The sequence below is a fragment of the Streptomyces sp. CB02058 genome (assembly GCF_001905505.1).
Lineage (GTDB): Bacteria > Actinomycetota > Actinomycetes > Streptomycetales > Streptomycetaceae > Streptomyces.
This window is the reverse complement of record NZ_LIPG01000006.1, coordinates 340,232-355,309: the sequence shown is the minus strand read 5'-3', so window position 1 is coordinate 355,309 and position 15,078 is coordinate 340,232. Positions and strand designations below refer to the sequence as shown.

Sequence of the window (15,078 nt, the reverse complement as noted above, 5' to 3'; positions counted from 1 at the left end):
TGCTACTGCCTTGTCGAGTGGGGTGGGATGCGGAGTACCGCCGGTCCGCTCAGCCTTCGAGCAGACCGGCCGGGTCCGTGACGACTCCGACGACGTCGCCGATGACGATGACGGCCGGCGGGCGGACCTCTTCCGCCACGACCCGCTCCCCGACCGTCGCCAGGGTCGCGTCGACCCTGCGCTGGGCGGCCGTGGTGCCCTCCTGGACCAGGGCGACCGGGGTGTCGGGGGACTTGCCGTGCGTGATGAGCGCCCGGGCGATGGCACCGATCTTGTCGACGGCCATCAGGAGGACCAGGGTGCCGCGCAGCCGTGCGAGGGCCTCCCAGTCGACCAGCGAGCGCGGGTCGTCGGGGGCCACATGGCCGCTGACCACGGTGAACTCGTGCGCCACTCCGCGGTGGGTGACGGGGATCCCTGCCGCGCCCGGCACGGAGATCGAGCTGGAGATACCGGGGACGACGGTGCAGGCGATGCCCTCCGCGGCCAGCGCCTGGGCCTCCTCCATGCCCCGGCCGAAGACGAACGGGTCGCCGCCCTTGAGACGGACCACGGACTTGCCGGCCTTGACGTGGTCGATCAGCGCCTGGTTGATCGCCTCCTGGGCCATGTAGCGGCCGTACGGGATCTTCGCGGCGTCGATGACCTCGACGTGCGGGGGGAGCTCGTCGAGCAGGTCGCGGGGGCCGAGCCGGTCGGCGATGACCACGTCGGCCTCGGCGAGGAGGCGGCGGCCCCGGACCGTTATCAGGTCGGGGTCGCCGGGTCCGCCGCCGACCAGGGCCACGCCGGGTGCGCGGGTGCGGTGGTGCGGGGCGGCGAGCGTGCCGTCACGCAGGCCCTCCACGATCGCGTCGCGGACGGCGGCGGAGTGCCGGGGGTCGCGCCCCTGCGACGTCGTGGTGAGCACGGCGATCGTGATGCCCTCGCTGCGGCCGGTGGCCGGGGTCCAGGCGGTGGCCGCCTCCGCGTCGTCGCTGCGGACGCACCAGGTGCGGGTGCGCTCGGCCTCGGCGGACGCGGCGTCGTTGGCGGCGGCGTCGGACGAGGCGACCAGGGCGTACCAGGTGTCGGCGAGGTCCCCGTCCTGGTACCGGCGCCGCTCCCAGCGGATCTCACCGGTGTCGGCCATCGCCTCGACGGACGCGGTGGCGGACGGGGAGACCAGGGTGATGTCGGCCCCTGCCGCGATGAGGGCGGGCAGCCGGCGCTGTGCGACCTGGCCGCCGCCGACGACGACGACGCGGCGCCCGTTCAGGCGCAGTCCGACGGGGTAGGCAGGGTGATCGTCATGCTCGGCCATGGTCGGGCGGGCTCCTCGTGCAGGGTGCGGTGTGCTGCGGGCCGCTGCGGCGGTGGAGCGGCTGTGACGTGGGCTGGGTGGAGCGGGTGACGCGTGGGACCACGATACGGGGTGCGTGGAGCGGGGGTCCGAACGGTGGCGCCCGTCCGGCCCGGTGCCCGGCCCTCGTGCCGACGGGTCCGGGCGGGGCCTCGTCCCGGGCCCGGGCCTTTACGGGGGGGGGGCGGGCCTTGTGACGGGGGCGGGCCGAGGCCCGGGCTCGGCCCGTACGGGACGGGTCACGCCCTGGGGTCGGCCCCGAACCGGCACGGACCGCGCCCGGGCCTCGGCCCCGTAGCGGCAGGACCGCACGGGGCCGGGGCCCGTACGCGTACGGGTCCTGAGGGGCGTCCGAGCCGCGCCGGGTGTGCCCGGACGGGGCGCGGGGCGAGCCGGTGTGCCCGGACCCGCCGGTGGGCGCGTCCGGGCACAGCGGTCGCTACTTCTCGGTGACGCCTGCCGAGTCGAAGGTCGCCACCTCGTGCATCGCGCGGGCCGCGCTCTGCACGATGGGCAGCGCGAGCAGGGCGCCGGTGCCCTCGCCGAGCCGGAGGTCCAGGTCGACCAGGGGGCGCAGGCCCAGCTTGTTGAGGGCGGCGACATGGCCGGGTTCGGCGCTGCGGTGGCCCGCGATGCACGCGGCGAGCGCCTCGGGGGCGATCGCCCGGGCGACCAGGGCCGCCGCGCCCGCACTCACGCCGTCCAGGATCACCGGCGTACGGAGTGAGGCGCCGCCCAGCAGGAAGCCCGCCATCGCGGCGTGCTCCAGGCCGCCGACCGCGGCCAGCACCCCGATCGGGTCGGTGGGGTCGGGCTGGTGGAGGTCCAGGGCACGGCGGACCACATCGACCTTGCGAGCGTGCATCTCGTCGTTGATGCCGGTGCCACGACCGGTCACCTCCGCCGGGTCCAGCCCGGTGTAGACGCAGATCAGCGCGGCGGACGCGGTGGTGTTGGCGATGCCCATCTCGCCGGTGAGCAGGCCCTTGTTGCCGGCCGCCACCAGGTCGCGGGCGGTCTCGATGCCGACCTCGATCGCCGCGAGCACCTCCTCGCGGGTGAGCGCGGGGCCCGTGGTGAAGTCGGCCGTACCGGGACGGACCTTCCTCGGCAGCAGGCCGGGGGTGGCGGGGAGCTCGGTGGCCACGCCGACGTCGACGACGCAGACCTCGGCGCCGACCTGGGCGGCGAAGGCGTTGCAGACGGCGCCGCCACCGAGGAAGTTGGCGACCATCTGGCCGGTGACCTCCTGCGGCCACGCGGTGACGCCCTGGGCGTGCACCCCGTGGTCACCGGCGAAGATCGCCACGGCCGCGGGCTCCGGGATCGGCGGCGGGCAGAGCCGGGACAGTCCGGACAGCTGCGCGGAGATGATCTCCAGCATGCCGAGCGCACCGGCGGGCTTCGTCATCCGCTTCTGGCGCTCCCACGCCTCGCCGAGCGCCTTGGCGTCCAGGGGGCGGATGTTGGAGATGGTCTCCTGGAGCAGATTGTGCGGCTCCTCGCCGGGCAGGGCGCGGCGGCCGTACGTCTCCTCGTGGACGACCCAGGACAGCGGGCGGCGCTTGGACCAGCCCGCCTGCATCAGCTCGGGCTCCTCGGGGAACTCGTCGACGTAACCGACGCAGAGGTAGGCGACGACTTCGAGGTGCTCGGGCAGGCCGAGCGCGCGGACCATCTCCCGCTCGTCGAAGAAGCTGACCCAGCCGACGCCGAGGCCCTCGGCGCGGGCGGCGAGCCACAGGTTCTCCACGGCGAGTGCCGAGGAGTACGGCGCCATCTGCGGCTGGGTGTGCCGGCCGAGGGTGTGACGGCCGCCGCGGGTGGGGTCGGCGGTGACGACGATGTTCACCGGGGTGTCGAGGATGGCCTCGATCTTCAGTTCCTTGAACTGCTTGGCCCGCGCCTTGGGCAGCGACTTGGCGTACGCCTCGCGCTGACGCTGGGCCAGTTCGTGCATCGAGCGGCGGGTCTCCGCGGACCGGATGACGACGAAGTCCCACGGCTGCGAGTGGCCGACGCTCGGCGCGGTGTGCGCGGCTTCGAGGACACGGAGGAGGACCTCGTGCGGGATGGGGTCGCTGCGGAAGCCGTTGCGGATGTCGCGCCGCTCGCGCATGACCCGGAGGACGGCCTCACGCTCGGCGTCGTCGTAACCGGGGGCGGGCGGGCCGGCGGGGATCGGCTCGGACTCCACGGAATCGGCGGGTTCAGCGGTCTCGGCGGGGGCCGCCGCCTCGGGGGCCTCGGCGAGCGGGGCGACCTCGGCATCGGCATCGGTGTCGGTGTCGGTGTCGGTGTCGGCCGGAGCGTCGGCCTGCGGTGCCTCGGCCATGGCCTCCGCCTGCCCGGCCTCGGGCTGGGCTGCCTCGGGCTGGGCGGCCTCGGGCAGCTGGATCTGTGCCTGCGGGATCTCCGCTTCCGGGGTCTCGATGATCTCCGGGCCGGGCTCGGGCTCCGCGGGGAGCTGGGGCTCGGCCTGGGCCACGGGGGCGGGCTCCGGCTGCTGGACGGCGGCCGGCTCCGGCGCCTCCACGGCCTCGGGCACCGCCTGTACGGGCTCGGCCGGCACCGGTGCCACCGGCTCCGCCACGGCGGCCACGGGCGGCGCCGGGACCTCGGCGGCCTGCTCGGGCTCGGCCACGGGGGCGATCGGTGTCCCGGCCGGCGGGGTCGGCGCGAGGTGCGGAGTCGTCGGTACGGAACCCTCGGCCGGCAGGAACTGACCGGTGTGCGGGGCCTGGGCGAAGGCCGCGTCCACCTGCGCGTCCACGACCGGAGCGGCGGGCACCTCGGCGGGCACCTCGGCAGGGGCGGCCTGCTGGGCCTGCGCCGGGACCTCGGCCACGGCCGCCGGGGGAGGCACATCGGCCGTCTCCACCACGGCTTCCACGGGAGCGGCGTCGGGGGCGACCGTTTCTGCGGGAGCGGGGTCCGGGGCGACCGTTTCTGCGGGAGCGGCAGGTGCGGCAGAGGCGACGGCTTCCACCGGAGCGACAGGTTCGGCGGGAGCGGGAGCCGGCACCACCGCCTCGACGGGCACCACGGGCTCGGCCGGGGCGGGGGCGGCGACCGCCTCCGCAGCGGCGGCCTGCTCGGGAACCGCCGCCTGCTCGGGCACCGCGACCGGCTCGGGAACCACGGTCTGCTCGGGCGTGGAGACAGGCTCCGCCACCGGCTCGGCCGCGGCAACGGGCTCGGGCGTCACCGGCGCCTCGGGGACGGCCACCGGCTCGGGCGCCGGCGCGCCCCACGCGGGTGCGCCCTGGGGCGGGATCTCGCCCAGCTGCGGTCCGGGAAGCCGTGCCGCGTCGTCCGCCGGGAGGTCGAAGTACTCGGGACCCGTCGTCGGCGGTCCCGCGTGCCGCGCGGGCATGGGCGTCTGCGGTGCGCCGGCCGGGCCGCGGTCCGCGAGCGAGCGGACCACTCCCCCGGTCGGCGTCCCCCCGTAGGAGGGCGCCTCGGTGGACGAAGGGCCACGGTGCAACGGGCGGCGGGAAGGCGCGGCGGCCGCCGGGACCTGCACGGACGCGTGTGCGGGGTACGGCTCGTGCTGGCCCGCGGGGGCGACCGGCGCGTCGCTCCACGCGCCCTGGGGCGCGGGCATCAGCAGGAGGTCGTCGTCCTCGGGGGCGTGCTCGGAGGGTTCGAGGTAGGTGTAGGCGTCCGGGGCGGGGACGCCCGGCTGCTCCACCATGCCTGCGTTCTCCGGCAGTCCCTCGCCCGGGATCTGGCCGGTGTCAGTCATGCGTACCCCTCGCCCATCGTCAGTGCTCCTTCGCCCTTCGCCCGGGATGCCCGAACCACGGCACGCCGGCGCTCGTCAACAAGAACGAGCGGGCCCCCCGCGCGGCACGAAACGCGCGCGGAGCTATACATTCTCGCGGCCGTTCGCCACCGCGGCGGACAGTTCCGCCTCGGCTCGCTGTGGACTGCGCCACGTTGCGCGTCCCCCGGTTGCGCCGTACCACATCGCGGACCAAAACGGTCCACTTTTCCGGACATTGACGAACGAAGCGTCGAACAGCCGGGCGCGGTACAACAATCGGTCAGCCTACCTCGCGCCTCGGCGCGGGCGGCTCAGGGGGCGAGGTCGGAACGCACCGCGGAGAGCAGGAACACGACGGAGCGTTCGCGCTCCGCCCAGGCGGCGGTGTCCAGTTCGACGGACTGGAGCAGCGCGCACTCGACCGTGTAGCCGTTCTCGGCGAGGGCCGCGCCCAGCGCCTCCGCCTCGTCACGGTTCGAGGCATGGGTGACGATACGTTCCGGCCGCCGGTCGGCGACCGCGGTGGCGACCCTGACACCGCCGCCCCCGATCCGTACGACATCGGGTTCGGGCAGGCTCTCCAGGACGTGCGGGGCGGTGCCGCGGACGACCTGGACGGCGACCTGGAAGGTGCGGGCGGCGGCAGCCGTGCGCGCGCAGGCGTCGGGGTCGCTGTCCACCGCCAGGACCGCCGCGCCGAAGCGGGCCGCTTCCACGGCGAGTGCTCCGCTGCCGCAGCCGATGTCCCAGACCAGGTCGCCGGTACGCGGGCCGAGGCGGGCCAGCTGGGCGGCGCGGAGCCCGGGCGACTCGCCCTCGCCGCCCTCCACCGCGCCCTCACGGGCGGGGCCGTAGGACGAGGCGGGCAGGGCCCAGCCCCTGACGCCCTCCGGGTTCGCGGGGCGGCGCCCCGCGATCCAGGCGCCGTTCGCGGTGGCCTCGGGGCCGCTGCCGACGACGATGACCACGTTGGGGTCGCGCCAGGTGTGGTCGGCGGTCTTGTCGGAGGTGAGGACGGTGACGCGTTCGCGTACGGTGCCGAGTTCCTCGCAGATCACGAAGGTGCGGTGGACGCCTTCGAGGAGCAGGGCCAGTTCGGCGGGGCCGGCGCCCGGCGAGGTGAGGACCGCCACCTTGTGGTGGGCGCGGATGACGTTGACCGCGCGGCGCAGGGTGCGCGGGTGGGCGACGACGATCTCGGCGTCGTCCCACGGCATTCCGGCGCGGGCGAAGGCGGTGGCGACCGAGGAGACGGCGGGGACGACCTCGACCTCCAGGCCGTGTTCGGGGGCGCGCAGGGTGCGTACGACGCCGAAGAAGCCGGGGTCGCCGTCGGCGAGGACCACGGCGCTGCCGCGGTGTCCGGCGATCCTGCGGGCGGCCAGGTCGACGCTGCCGAGGCGGATGCGCTCCGCGTCCTCTGGGACTTCGGGCAGCGCGAGGTGGTGGGCGGCGCCCGCGACGAGCGTGGCGGCCGAGAGCGCGGCCGTGGCCGCTCTGGTCAGTGGCGAGCCGTCCCAGCCGATCACCGTGACCCGGTCGGCCATCGTCGTCAGTCTCCTGAGGTGTGAGCAGGCGGGGTCCCCGCGGGGGTGCGCGGAGCAAGGGTGAGCGTATCCGGTCCGTACCACCGCCCTGCCAGGGGCTCCCCGGGCCCGGGAAGGGCGTCAGTTCCAGTCGTTGTACGTGCCGTAGCCTCCCGCGTCGGCCAGCTGCTCGGCGACGCCCTCCAGGTCCTCGGGCAGGAGCCCCCACACGATGAGATCGGTCCTGATGTCGGTCCAGCCGCCGTCGGTGCCGTTCTCGGTCCGGGTGCGGGCTATGCGGGCGTTGCGCAGGACGCCCTCGCTGATGCAGCCGAGCTTCTGGGCGACCTGCTGGGAGGCGGTGTTGCCCGCGGGGGTGCGCAGCTCGATGCGCTCGAAGCCCTGGTCGCGGAAGAGCCACTCGGCGACTGCCAGCACGGCCTCGGTGGCGTATCCCTCACCGCGAGCCCAGGGGGCGGTGATGTAGCGGACCTCGGTGGCCAGGGTGCGCCGGTCGGTGTTGAGGAGCCGTACGGAGCCGACGAGCCGCTGGGTGAGGAACTCGGTCACGGCGAAGACGATCCCGCCGCCCTGGGTGCGCTCGGCCGGGGCGATCCTGCGGACCCAGCGTTCGGCGTCGACCTGGGTGTAGGGGTGAGGGGCGTCGGTCCAGGCCGTGACCAGCTCGTCGTTCATCATCTCGATGTACGACGGCACGTCGGCCATGTCGAAGGGGCGCAGCACCAACCTGTCCGTGCTGATGGAGATGGACGGGAAGGTGAGAGTCATGCGCAGCTCCATGCCGAAGACCGTGTGAAGACACAGCATGCAGCATCGGGCCGATGATGTGCATGGCCGGGTCGGCACGGCGGAGCCCCGCACACCCGGAGGGGGTGTGCGGGGCTCGCGGGGCAAGTGGCGCCCGGGGGTCAGGACTTGGCGGGCTCACCGAAGGCGGGGATGATCGAACCCTTGTAGGTGTCCTCGATGAACTTCTTGACCTCGTCGGAGTTCAGGAGCTTCACGAGCTTCTGGACGCGGGCGTCCTTCTCGTTGCCCTCCTTGACGGCGAGGAGGTTGGCGTACGGGTTGCTGTCGGCGCTCTCCAGGGCGAGGGAGTCCGTGGCCGGCTGGAGGTCGGCCTCGATCGCGTAGTTGCCGTTGATGACGGCGGCGTCGACGTCGTCCAGGGCACGGGGCACGGTCGCGGCCTCGATCTCCTTGAACTCCAGGCCCTTCTTGTCCGTGATGTCGCTGAGCTTGGCGTTGGTGCCGACGCCGTCCTTGACGGTGATCAGCCCGTTGTCGGCGAGCAGCTGGAGCGCGCGGCCCTCGTTGGTGGTGTCGTTCGGGACGGCGATGGTCTGGCCGGCCTTGATGTCCTTGAGGTCCTTGACCGTCTTGGAGTAGAGGCCGAGGGGCTCCAGGTGGACGTTCACCACCGGGACGATGTGGGTGTTGTTCTTCTTGTTGAAGTCGTCCAGGTAGGGCTTGTGCTGGAAGAAGTTGGCGTCGACCTGGCCGTTCTCGGTGGCGGTGTTCGGCAGGACGTAGTCCGTGAACTCCTTCACCTCGAGCTTGAGGCCCGCCTTCTCCGCCAGGTTGTCCTTGACGAAGTTCAGGATGTCGGCGTGCGGCGTCGGGGACGCGGCGACGACGAGCGCCTTGGAGCTGTCCGCGCTCGCACCGGACTCGCTCTTGGAGGCCGGGTCGGAGTCGGTTCCGCAGGCGCTGAGCCCGAAGGCCAGAGCGGCGGTGGCGGCTGCGGCAGCGGTGATCTTGATGTTCTTACGCACGAAGAGTGCCTCTTTCCGGTGGTGATGGTGGTGCGCCCGGACAAGGAGTTCGGGCTTCATGGGGAGATGAGGTTCAGGAGGCGGTCCGGCCCCGGCGGGCCAGCAGCCGCACGGCGCCGTCGCCGATGAGCTGGACCACGGTCACGATGACGATCAGCAGCACGACGGTGATGAGCATGAACTGGTCGTCGAAGCGCTGGAATCCGTACGTGATCGCCTTGGAGCCCAGCCCTTCGCCGCCGACCGCGCCGGCCATGGCGGAGTAGCCGATGAGGACGATGACGGTGGTGGTGACGCCGGAGACCAGGGAGGGCAGGGCCTGCGGCAGCAGGACCTTGCGGACGATCGTGGGGATCGATCCGCCCATCGACTGGACGGCCTCGACGAGCCCGTGGTCGACCTCGCGCACCGCCGTCTCGACGAGGCGCGCGAAGAAGGGGATGGCGCCCACGGCGAGCGGGACGATCATCGCGGAGGGGCCGATGAAGGTGCCGACGACCCAGGTGGTGAAGGGGATCAGGGCGATCAGCAGGATGATGAACGGCAGCGAGCGGCCGATGTTCACGATCACGCCGATGACCTTGTTCACCACGGTGTTCTGCAGCAGTCCGCCCTTGTCGGTGAGGACGAGCAGGATGCCGAGCGGCAGGCCGCCCGCGACGGTGACGAGCGTGGACCAGAGCACCATGTAGAGGGTGTCGATGGTTCCCTGCGTGAGCAGTGGCTGCATTTCGGACCAGGTCACTTCGCCACCTCCTTGGTGAGCGGTGCGGGGGTCTGGGCGGGTACGGCGGCGGTGTCGCCGTTCACGACTTCGGCCTGGAGGCCCTGCTCGCGCAGGAAGCCGATCGGGACGACGTTCTCGTCGAAGTGGCCGGGCAGCTCGATGCGCATGCGGCCGATCTGCCTGCCGCCGACGGTGTCCATCGCGGCGCCCAGGATCGAGATGTCGATGTTGTACGTCCGGGAGAGCTGCGAGATCACCGGGCGGGCGGCGGCCTCGCCGTGGAAGGTGACGTCGACGACGGTGCGGTCGGGGGCGGAGGGGGAGCCACCGACGGGGAACAGCGTGTGGGCCAGCTCGGAGCCGGGGGTGGCCAGCAGCTCGCCGACCGTGCCCGCCTCGACGACGCGGCCCTTCTTCATCAGCGCGGCGGAGTCGCAGACGGTCTTGACGACGTCCATCTCGTGCGTGATGAGCAGGACGGTGAGGCCGAGTTCCTGGTTGAGGTCGCGCAGGAGCTGGAGGATGGAGCGGGTCGTCTCGGGGTCGAGCGCGGAGGTCGCCTCGTCCGAGAGCAGCACCTTGGGGTCGCCCGCCAGGGCGCGGGCGATGCCGACGCGCTGCTTCTGGCCTCCGGAGAGCTGCCCGGGGTAGGCCTTCGCCTTGTCGGCGAGGCCGACGAGGTCGAGGAGCTCCAGGGCCTTGCGGGTGCGCGCCTGGCCGGAGACCCCGAGGATCTCCAGGGGCAGCTCGACGTTGTTCCGGACGGTGCGCGAGTCCAGCAGGTTGAAGTGCTGGAAGACCATGCCGATACGGCTGCGTGCCTGGCGGAGCTCCTTGCCCGCGCGCCGGCCGCGGCCGGCGAGGGCGGTGAGGTCCTGGCCGGCGACGGTCACGGTGCCCGACGTGGGGCGTTCGAGGAGGTTGACGCAGCGGATGAGGGAGGACTTGCCGGCGCCGCTCTGTCCGATGACGCCGTAGACCTCGCCCTCGCGGACGTGCAGGTTCACGCCGTCCAGGGCGGTGACCTCACGGCCGCGTGACTGGTAGACCTTCGTGAGGCCCGAAGTGGTGATCACAGGGTTTCCGTCACTGTCGAGTGCACGGCGCGGTGTCCGCCGGGCACGGGGCATTCGTCTGTTGAGACTGTTCTCAGTGGTCGACCGGTGGGAGTCTCGGCATGGGCCCGGACCGGCGGACGGCCGGGAAGGGCAGGGAGCCGGGCGGGCTCGGTCCGCTGGATGCGGACGGCACCGGGCTCGGTCTCGCTTCGGGGCGCGAGGCTCAGGCGGGGGCCCTCAGAAGGCGCGCATTCGACACATACAACGAGCACCGGGCGCGGTGATCGCCTCGGTCGCAGGGCTGCGGTAGCTCGTCGTGGTCATGGGCCAAGTAAAACAGACGTAACGTTCCGCCGAGCCGAGGTGTCCGGATAGCGGACGGACCGGAGGGTGTGCGGCGCGTGCCGGAATACCGGAGGATGCGGCTCCGACCTGCGTGAACGCCGGGTACATCCGGCCTGTGCGTCAGGAGGCCGGGCGATCACGCTGTGGGCACGCTGTGGCAAAGGCCACGATCCCGGGGGCCGCCCCACCGCTCTCCCGCCGCCGCCCGGCCCGCCCCGCCGCCGGGCCCGCACGCGGCGGCTCCCGCCGTCCGTAATACCCTCGGCTCATGCTTGACGCCCTGACGGTCGCGGTCGCCGTGACCGCGCTCGCCCTCGCCGCCTGGTGCGGACTCGCCGCCTACCGGGACCAGCCCACGAAGGACTGGCATTTCATCGGGATGGCGGTCGTCTCCGTCCTGGCGCTGGCGCAGCTGTTCGTGGGAATCGTGCAGCTCGCGCGGGGTGAGCGGCCGGAACAGGGCATGACGATCTTCATCGCCTATCTGATCGGCGCCTTCGCGGCCGTTCCCGCGGCGGGCTTCCTCTCGCTGTCGGAACGGACCCGCTGGGGTTCGGTGACGGTGGCGGCCGGCGCGGTCGTGCTCGCCGTCCTCGAAGTGCGGCTCTACGACATCTGGGGAAACTGACCATGAGCGACACCGACCGCACGGACACGCCTGCCCCGCAGCAGAAGCGGCAGTTCGAGCTCGGCACCGGGCCCGGCCGGGTACTGGTGTGGTTCTACGGCGTGTTCACCGTGGCCGCCGCGTCCCGCTCGATCGTCGAGATGATCCTGGACTTCGAGAAGGCGCCGCTCGCGTACGTGCTCTCGGCCCTCGCCGCGGTCGTATACGGCTTCATCACCTACTCGCTGGTGCGCGGCGGGGAGAAGGCGCGCAGGGCGGCGCTGATGTGCTGCGCCGCCGAGCTCGCGGGTGTGCTGATCGTCGGCACCTGGACGCTGGTGGAGCCGTCCGCGTTCCCGGACAGCACGGTGTGGTCGGGATTCGGCATGGGCTACCTGTTCATCCCGGTGATCCTTCCGGTCACCGGGATGATGTGGCTGCGCCGCGCGCGGACCGCGTGACACCGGGCCTCACAGGAGCGGTTCAGGCACTGGCCACGTACGCCGGCGCGGTGGCCTCCTTCTCCAGCAGCACCAGCCTGACGCCGTCGCCTCCGGTGGCGTTGCCGACCAGGGCGTAACCGGCCTTGCGGTAGAGCCGCAGGTTTCCCTCGCTGCGCTCGCCGGTGTGCAGCCGGAAGCGGGTGGCCGAACGCCCGTCCGCCAGACCCGATTCGACGGCCCGCAGCAGCCGGGTGCCGAGACCGTGGTTGCGGAGCCGGGGGTGGACGCAGAGTTTCCCGATCCGTCCCGCGCCGTCCTCATCGGTGAAGCCGCGTACGGAACCGACGACTTCCTCGCCGAGCCGGGCCACGAACACCAGATCCGCGGCGACTTCGTCGCGGACGGAATCGAGTGTCTGGACGAGTGGATCGATCCGGTAGTTGCCGTAGAGCTCCGCCTCGCTCTGGAAGCAGAGGTACTGGAGTCTGAAGATCTGCTCGACGTCCTGCGCTGTCGCCGCCGAGATGGTCACGCTCATGCCCATGTGTGCATGCCTCCCGCTCACCTGGTCCGCCGGTTGTCTACCGCTCCTTTCCCCGCAGTTCAGGAGCTACAACCTCCGCCGCGAGCATTCTGCGCAGACATCCCAGGCATCGGGAACGCATAGGGCCCAAACTGCCCTGTGACATACCCAACTCCCCTGCGATCTCACGGTAGGTCGGATCGTGGGGGGCCAGCATCGCCTCCAGCAGACGCGGGCACCTGCCCGGCAGCCGGCCCACCGCGGTGCGCAGCGCCCGGCGTTCGTCGGCCCCGAAGGCGATGCGCTCGGGGCAGCCGCTCCAGTCGGCCGGGGACTCGCCCCCGGTGTAGGCGCGCTCGCGCCGGGCCCTGCGGCGGGCGGTGCGCGCCTCGGCCCGTACGGCCGCGCGGACCCAGCGGGCGGGGTCGTCGGGCATGCCGGGCCCGGTCCGGCGTTCCAGCAGCCGCAGCCACACCGCCTGCTCCAGGTCCGCCGCCTCGACACCGGCGGCCTGGGCCTCGGCCCTCGCCTCAGCGCGCACGAGCGCGTGCAGGGCGTGGACGACTGCCCGCCCACCGTCGCCCGCCGCCTCGGCGGATGTACCGGCCGAGGGTAAGGAGGACACCCCGGCCGGGACCTGGGCCGGGGCCTCCGCGGACACCCCGGCGGGAACCTCCGCGGACGCCCTGGCCGGAACCTGGGCGAGAGCCTCTGTGGACACCCCGGCCGGGACCCCGTTCGATGCCCCTGGAGCATGATCAAGAAGAGTCATGTCCCGTCAACGCTCCCCGCGCGCGGCCGGTTGCCGCACGCGGAGAGCTCCACCCGTCCGGGGCACGTGGGCCGGGAGGCTGACGTCGTCAGTCCTTGGCGAAGTCGGCCGCGGCGAGCAGGGCGGTGTCCGGGTTGTCGGAGAACACCCCGTCGATGCCCGCCTCGAAGTACGCCCGGAGGGCGCCGAACGCGTCGCCGTACGCGTTCGGGTCCGTGCCGCGCCGGAAGTCCGCCGGCAGGAAGGAGTTCTCGTTGCGCAGTGTGTAGGGGTGCAGGATCAGGCCCCGGGCGTGCGCGTCGGCCACCAGGGTCGTGGGGGTGGTCAGCCTGCCCGCCGCGTCCTTGGGGATCACCAGGTCGAGCGTGGGGCCGATGCCCTGGGCGAACGAGGCGATCCACTTCAGCCCGGCGGGCTTCACCAGATCGGCGACGGTACGGGGATCACCGGCCTCCACGAAGTCCCAGGGCCGCTCCTTCGGCCCGGACAGCAGGACCACCCGGGGGGTCGCGACGAGCTTCGACAGCCGCTGCACGGAGGTGGGCTCGAAGGACTGGAGGATCAGCGGGGAGTCCGCGCGGTGCCGGCCGTGGCGGCGCAGCAGACGGGCGAGCGGCTCCTCCAGGCCGAGCCCGAGTCCCCGGAAGTAGGAGGGGTGCTTGGTCTCGACGTAGAGCCAGACGGGCTTGCCCCTCCTGCGCCCCTGCTCCTCGGCCCAGCGCAGGACCTCTTCGAAGGTGGGGATCTCCCAGCGCCCGTCGTACAGCGTGTTCTCCTGGCGGGTGCCGGGGATGCGCTCCTTCGCCCGGAGGGTCTTGAGCTCGGCGAGGGTGAAGTCCTCGGTGAACCAGCCGGTGAGCGACACCCCGTCGACCTGCTTGGTGGCCTTGCGGTTCGCGAACTCAGGGTGCTCGGCGACGTCCGTGGTGCCGGTGATGTCGTTCTCGTGGCGGCAGACGAGGTGGCCGTCCTTGGTCGGCACGAGGTCCTGCTCGACGATGTGCGCACCCATGTCCAGGGCCAGCTGGTAGGAGCCGAGGGTGTGCTCGGGGCGGTAGCCGCTGGCGCCGCGGTGGCCTATGACGGTGGGGACGGGCAGGTCCCGGTAGGAGCCGTGGCCACCGCCCCGCGTGGTGCCGGGCATGGCGGCGTGCGCCGTTCCGGACAGTCCGAGGGCCGCCGTACCGAGGACGGCCGCCCCGAGGAGGGTCCGCCGTCCGGGTGCAGTCTGCGCGCGCTCTGTCATGAATGCTCCTCGCATGTGATGTCCGGCACCTTCTGGGGAGGCTTGATCGTAGGCAGCTACGCCATCGGTGGGGCGGCCCGTGGACGAACATGGCGGAAACACACGTCAACACTGCGTATCGGCTCGGTGAACCCGATGTGCGTGGAGGCGGTACCCGCGAGTATCGTCCTCACCTGCACAGACCCTCGTGAATACCCGCACCGGCCGCCCGGCCACGACACCGGAGGAAGCGTTGTCCCGACTCACGGTCATCAAGGCAGTGCTCGGACCGATCCTGCGCCTGCTCTTCCGGCCACAGGTGGAGGGCGCCGAGAACATCCCGGGTGACGGGCCGGTGATCCTCGCGGGCAACCATCTGACGTTCATCGACTCGATGATCATGCCGATCTGCTGCGACCGGCCGGTGTTCTACATCGGCAAGGACGAGTACGTCACCGGCAAGGGGCTCAAGGGCCGGCTCATGGCCTGGTTCTTCACGGGCTGCGGCATGATCCCGGTGGACCGGGACGGCGGACGCGGAGGCGTCGCGGCGCTCATGACCGGCCGCCGGGTGCTGGAGGAGGGACAGGCCTTCGCCATCTACCCCGAGGGCACCCGCTCCCCCGACGGCCGGCTCTACCGGGGCCGTACGGGCATCGCGCGACTGACCCTGATGACCGGCGCGCCGGTGGTCCCGTTCGCGATGATCGGCACGGACAAGCTGCAGCCGGGCGGCGCCGGACTGCCCCGCCCGGGCAAGGTCACGGTCCGCTTCGGCGAGCCGATGGAGTTCTCGCGCTACGAGGGCATGGACCGCGACCGCTATGTGCTGCGGGCGGTGACCGACTCGGTGATGACCGAGGTGATGCGGCTGTCGGGCCAGGAGTACGTCGACATGTACGCCACGAAGGCCAAGGCCGCCTGAGCCGGACGGGTGTCGCGGTG

The 15,078-nt window shown here is 72.5% G+C and carries 13 protein-coding genes; 3 read left to right on the top strand and 10 right to left on the bottom strand.

The annotated features are described in order from the left end of the window. Positions 1-49: 49 nt before the first annotated feature. From cobA to AMK10_RS29695, 7 genes are all read right to left on the bottom strand, one after another. The gene (cobA, locus tag AMK10_RS29725) at positions 50-1,303 is read right to left on the bottom strand and encodes a uroporphyrinogen-III C-methyltransferase (RefSeq protein WP_073751564.1); all 1,254 of its coding nucleotides are present in this window, start codon (positions 1,301-1,303) and stop codon (positions 50-52) included. 478 nt (positions 1,304-1,781) lie between these two features. After that, positions 1,782-5,090 carry a nicotinate-nucleotide--dimethylbenzimidazole phosphoribosyltransferase gene (cobT, locus tag AMK10_RS29720; protein ID WP_073751561.1) on the bottom strand — a complete coding sequence of 1,103 codons (3,309 nt, stop codon included), beginning with the start codon at positions 5,088-5,090 and terminating at the stop codon, positions 1,782-1,784. A gap of 332 nt (positions 5,091-5,422) precedes the next feature. After that, on the bottom strand, positions 5,423-6,658 hold the full coding sequence (gene cbiE, locus AMK10_RS29715) for a precorrin-6y C5,15-methyltransferase (decarboxylating) subunit CbiE (RefSeq protein ID WP_073751559.1): 1,236 nt from the start codon (positions 6,656-6,658) through the stop codon (positions 5,423-5,425). Positions 6,659-6,778: 120 nt separating this feature from the next. Continuing rightward, the gene (locus tag AMK10_RS29710; protein ID WP_073751557.1) at positions 6,779-7,465 is read right to left on the bottom strand and encodes a GNAT family N-acetyltransferase; all 687 of its coding nucleotides are present in this window, start codon (positions 7,463-7,465) and stop codon (positions 6,779-6,781) included. Positions 7,466-7,566: 101 nt separating this feature from the next. Continuing rightward, the gene (locus tag AMK10_RS29705; protein WP_073752015.1) at positions 7,567-8,433 is read right to left on the bottom strand and encodes a MetQ/NlpA family ABC transporter substrate-binding protein; all 867 of its coding nucleotides are present in this window, start codon (positions 8,431-8,433) and stop codon (positions 7,567-7,569) included. Between the two features lie 73 nt (positions 8,434-8,506). Then, complete coding sequence (locus tag AMK10_RS29700) at positions 8,507-9,178, bottom strand: methionine ABC transporter permease (RefSeq protein ID WP_073751555.1); 672 nt, start codon at positions 9,176-9,178, stop codon at positions 8,507-8,509. Continuing rightward, positions 9,175-10,236, bottom strand: a complete 1,062-nt coding sequence (locus AMK10_RS29695; protein ID WP_073751553.1) for a methionine ABC transporter ATP-binding protein — start codon at positions 10,234-10,236, stop codon at positions 9,175-9,177. The genes AMK10_RS29700 and AMK10_RS29695 overlap by 4 nt, the downstream gene beginning before the upstream one ends. Positions 10,237-10,831: 595 nt before the next feature. Here AMK10_RS29695 and AMK10_RS29690 point away from each other — a divergent pair. Further along, positions 10,832-11,191, top strand: coding sequence for a hypothetical protein (locus AMK10_RS29690; protein WP_073751551.1), 360 nt, complete (start codon positions 10,832-10,834; stop codon positions 11,189-11,191). A 2-nt stretch (positions 11,192-11,193) separates the two neighbouring features. Further along, the gene (locus AMK10_RS29685) at positions 11,194-11,631 is read left to right on the top strand and encodes a hypothetical protein (protein WP_073751549.1); all 438 of its coding nucleotides are present in this window, start codon (positions 11,194-11,196) and stop codon (positions 11,629-11,631) included. Between the two features lie 22 nt (positions 11,632-11,653). Here AMK10_RS29685 and AMK10_RS29680 read toward each other — a convergent pair whose 3' ends face one another. From AMK10_RS29680 to AMK10_RS29670, 3 genes are all read right to left on the bottom strand, one after another. Then, on the bottom strand, positions 11,654-12,157 hold the full coding sequence (locus AMK10_RS29680; protein ID WP_073751547.1) for a GNAT family N-acetyltransferase: 504 nt from the start codon (positions 12,155-12,157) through the stop codon (positions 11,654-11,656). Positions 12,158-12,194: 37 nt separating this feature from the next. After that, the gene (locus AMK10_RS29675) at positions 12,195-12,689 is read right to left on the bottom strand and encodes a sigma-70 family RNA polymerase sigma factor (protein ID WP_382567028.1); all 495 of its coding nucleotides are present in this window, start codon (positions 12,687-12,689) and stop codon (positions 12,195-12,197) included. 307 nt (positions 12,690-12,996) lie between these two features. Then, positions 12,997-14,154: a glycerophosphodiester phosphodiesterase gene (locus AMK10_RS29670; protein ID WP_073751544.1), complete on the bottom strand. Its 1,158-nt coding sequence runs from the start codon at positions 14,152-14,154 to the stop codon at positions 12,997-12,999. 232 nt (positions 14,155-14,386) lie between these two features. Here AMK10_RS29670 and AMK10_RS29665 point away from each other — a divergent pair, with 232 nt between their 5' ends. After that, on the top strand, positions 14,387-15,058 hold the full coding sequence (locus AMK10_RS29665) for a lysophospholipid acyltransferase family protein (RefSeq protein WP_073751542.1): 672 nt from the start codon (positions 14,387-14,389) through the stop codon (positions 15,056-15,058). The last annotated feature ends 20 nt before the right edge of the window (positions 15,059-15,078 follow it).